The following is a 3,950-nucleotide window of genomic DNA, read 5'->3' on the forward strand; positions in this document are numbered from 1 at the left end:
TTTAGAGGTTGTCTGAAAAGTCTCATTTGCTACATCCAAGCCCCCGTTGGTCCCCCAATTTTGGGGGACTTCTACCAGCAAATTGATTCTTGTTCCCCCCAGAATTGGGGGGCTAGGGGGGCAAAATTCAGTATCAAAAAACTTTTCAGATATCCTCTTACATCAATCCTATGTTTACATCTCAACTAAAAAGGCTATATGAAGTAAAGTCTTTTTTGACGCTGATTGCCTGAAAAATATCTTGATTATTCCTTTTTAATAAATGCTTTTTTGAGTTATTTTTCATTACAAAAAACTAATTTAGAATGTAATTAATATCAATTTAAATCCTAAAATAATCAAATATTATTACTTTGATATCTTCCCGATTCCCGATTCCCGATTCCCGATTCCCGATTCCCGATTCCCGATTCCCGATTCCCGATTCCCGATTCCCCATTCCCGATTCCCCATTCCCGATTCCCGATTCCCGATTCCCCATTCCCGATTCCCTGCTCCCTGCTACCTGTTATTGTAAATTTTCAGTAAAGTCTTTGTAAAGAATTTGTAAATTAATCCAACTGCAATATATTTCCTGGAATAATCAGCTTGTAGGGTGGGCAAAAACAGTTTGATTGTTTTAAGTACTCACGAAATCATAACTTTGCCCACCCTACTGAAATAATCAGAAAACTCGATAGCTGATTGATTAAAATGAAACCTCCGATTTCCCGACTGGTGCCAGCAACTAGCGTTTTGCTGTATTCTCTAGTGGCTGCAACTACGGCATTAGGGCAAATCACCCCAGATAATACCCTAGGGAATGAAAGCTCTGTGGTAACCCCCAATGTGACTGTTAACGGTGCCCTGGCAGATTTAATTGAAGGTGGCGCGATTAGAGACAGTAATCTTTTCCACAGCTTCTCAGATTTTAATGTGGCGGAGTTCGGGCGAGTTTATTTTGCTAATCCAGGGGGAATTGATAACATCTTAAGTCGGGTAACTGGAGGTAATGTTTCCAATATTTTGGGGACTCTGGGAGTATTGGGAAATGCTAACTTATTTTTGATAAATCCCAACGGTATTTTCTTTGGTCCTAATAGCAGACTGGATGTGGGAGGTTCATTTTTTGGAAGTACTGCTGATAGTGTGTTGTTTGACAATAGTTTTAAATTCAGCGCCACCAACCCAGATGCTCCACCTCTGTTAACGATTAAGGGGCCTCTTGGTTTGCAATATGGTTCTAATCCAGGGACTATTACTAATCAGTTGAGTTTCTTACGGGTACCAGATGGTCAAACCTTAGGGCTGATTGGTGGTGATGTGAATATTCCTGGTGGCTTTAATATTGCATTGGATGGACGGATTGAGCTGGGGAGTGTTGGTTCTAATGGTGTGGTGAAATTGATACCAACGGATAGTACTTTTAGGTTGGATTATTCAGGAGTTGAACAATTTCAGGATATTAGTTTGTCGGAGGGGGCATTAGTTGATACTAGTGGCATTGGTGGTGGCAGTATCCAGGTGCAGGGGAGTAATGTTAGTTTACGCGATCGCTCTTTTGTGTTTGCGGATACCAGAGGAAGTGGCAGTGGTGGTGGGATAGAGGTTGGAGCTTCACAATTGAGTCTTGAGGGTGGTTCTAGGATAACTGCGGATGTAACTGGCTCAGGACAAGGTGGAGATGTGAGTATTACCACTGGAGAGTTAATTGTTTCTGATGGAGCATTTGTTTCAGCTAGCACTTTTGGTGAAGGGGATAGCGGAGATTTGACTTTGAATGTCTCCTCTACTGTTAAAGTGATTGGTATCTCAGCCGATGAGACGTTTCCCAGTGGCTTGTTTGCTGAAACTTTTGGGTCAGGAAATGCGCAAAATTTGAGTATTACCACTGGAGAGTTAATTGTCTCTGATGGAGCATTTGTTTCAGCTAGCACAATCGGTGAAGGGGACAGCGGAACTTTGACTGTGAATGCCGACTCGACTCAACTGATTGGTACCTCAGCTGATGGTCGGTTTGCCAGCGGTTTGTTTACTCGAACTCTAGGGATAGGAAATGGGGGAGAGTTGAAGATTACCACTGGGAAGTTAATCGTCTCTGATGGAGCACTTGTTTCAGCTAGCACTTTCGGTGAAGGGGACGGGGCAGATTTGACGGTGGATGCCTCCTCCGTTCAACTGATTGGTAGCTCAGCCAATGGTCGGTTTTTCAGCGGCTTGTTTACTCAAACTTTTGGGAGAGGAAATGGGGGAGAGTTGAAGATTACCACTGGGGAGTTAATCGTCTCTGATGGAGCATTTGTTTCAGCTAGGACTCTTGGTGAAGGGAACGGGGGAAATTTGACAGTGGATGCTTCTTCTAAGATTCAACTGATTGGTACCTCAGCTGATGCTCGGTTTATCAGCGGCTTGTTTACTCAAACTGAAGGGACAAAAAATGCGGGAGATTTGAAGATTGCCACTGGGGAGTTAATCGTCTCTGATGGAGCAGCTGTTTCAGCTAGGACTCTTGGTGAAGGGGACGGGGGAAATTTGACTGTAGATGCTTCTTCTAAGATTCAACTGATTGGTACCTCAGCTGATGGTCGGTCTCGCAGCGGCTTATTTATTCAAGCTAATCGGGAAGCAACAGGAAATGCCGGAGATTTGTTGAATATTACCACTGACAAGTTAATAATCTCTGATGGAGCAGAAGTTAGCGCTAGAAGCATTAACAAGGATAGTTCAGCAGGCACGGTAGATATTAATGCCAACTCCATCTTCCTTGACAACAATGGCAGGATCACAGCAGAAACAGCAGGAGGAGACGACAGCAATATTAAACTCTTTTCCCGTGACATCCGACTCCTCAACGAAAGCAAAATTATAACTGAAGCTCAGAATACAACCACTGGGGGAAAGATAGAAATTAAGACTGATACCTTAGTCGGTCTGGGAGATAGTGACATCATTGCCGATGCTGACCAAGGCTCAGGAGGTCGTGTTGAAATTAACGCCAAAGGCATCTTTGGCTTAGAGTTTCGCGACCGTCTCACTCCAGACAATGACATTACTTCCACCTCCGAACGTGGCTCATCCTTCAACGGTGAGGTAATCCTCAACATCTCCCAGGTAGACCCCACTTCAGGCTTAAACGAATTGCCAGGAATCCTGGTGGATGCAGAAGCGATCCTGGCCAATGACCTTTGTGGCTTTGAGAACAATCGGATTGCTGGCGGCAGTTCCTTTACCATTATCGGAAAAGGCGGTTTACCACCGACTCCAGAGGATCCAGTGATTAATGCCCACAGAACAGTCAGGTGGAGAACTCGTCCTAGGTTAGCCAGCAACAGACAACCATTACAAGCCCAAGCATCCGTTAGACCCCGTCAAGACAAAAAAGTGATTATCGAAGCCCAAGGCTGGGTAATAGCAAAGGATGGCACGATTATTCTGACGGCGCAACCATTTCAGGGGACTCCTGTGGAGCAGATATTGCCCAATCTTGATTGTCATTCGGGAAGGGGGAATAGGGAACAGGGAACAGGGAATAGGGAATAGGGAGTAGGGAGTAGGGAAGAGTAATATATAGCAATTCTCTTTCCCATGAGGTACAAAGGGATCCCCCTAAATCCCCCTTAAAAAGGGGGACTTTGAGATTGATAAGTGTACCTCCTACATGCAATAAAACCTATATAATTTTTATTTAAGTTGTGAACATACTCTCTTAAAGAAAGGCAAGAGGCAAGAGTTAATAAACTATTATTATAGTACTATTCCCGATTCTAAATTCTAAATTCTAAATTCTAAATTCTAAATTTTAAATTCTAAATTCTAAATTCCCTTAATTATTATGAAAAAACTATCATTTATAATTGCTATCGCATTAACCTGCTTCCTACCATCCGGGAAAGCCTTATCAAATTCTGTTGTCATCACACCCAATTCCCGATTCCCGACTCCCGATTCCCGATTCCCGATTCCCGATTCCC

Annotated in this window: 2 protein-coding genes; both read left to right on the plus strand. The window is 43.4% G+C overall.

Annotation, left to right across the window (positions count from 1 at the left end; all coding sequences use genetic code 11):
• Positions 1-353: 353 nt before the first annotated feature.
• Positions 354-539, plus strand: coding sequence for a hypothetical protein (locus F6K38_RS14840; protein WP_287356833.1), 186 nt, complete (start codon positions 354-356; stop codon positions 537-539).
• A gap of 154 nt (positions 540-693) precedes the next feature.
• Entirely contained in the window at positions 694-3,519 is a 2,826-nt protein-coding gene (locus F6K38_RS14845; RefSeq protein ID WP_287293456.1) for a beta strand repeat-containing protein, read from the plus strand.
• The last annotated feature ends 431 nt before the right edge of the window (positions 3,520-3,950 follow it).

Source organism: Moorena sp. SIO3B2, assembly GCF_010692525.1.
Classification (GTDB): Bacteria; Cyanobacteriota; Cyanobacteriia; order Cyanobacteriales; family Coleofasciculaceae; genus Moorena; species Moorena producens.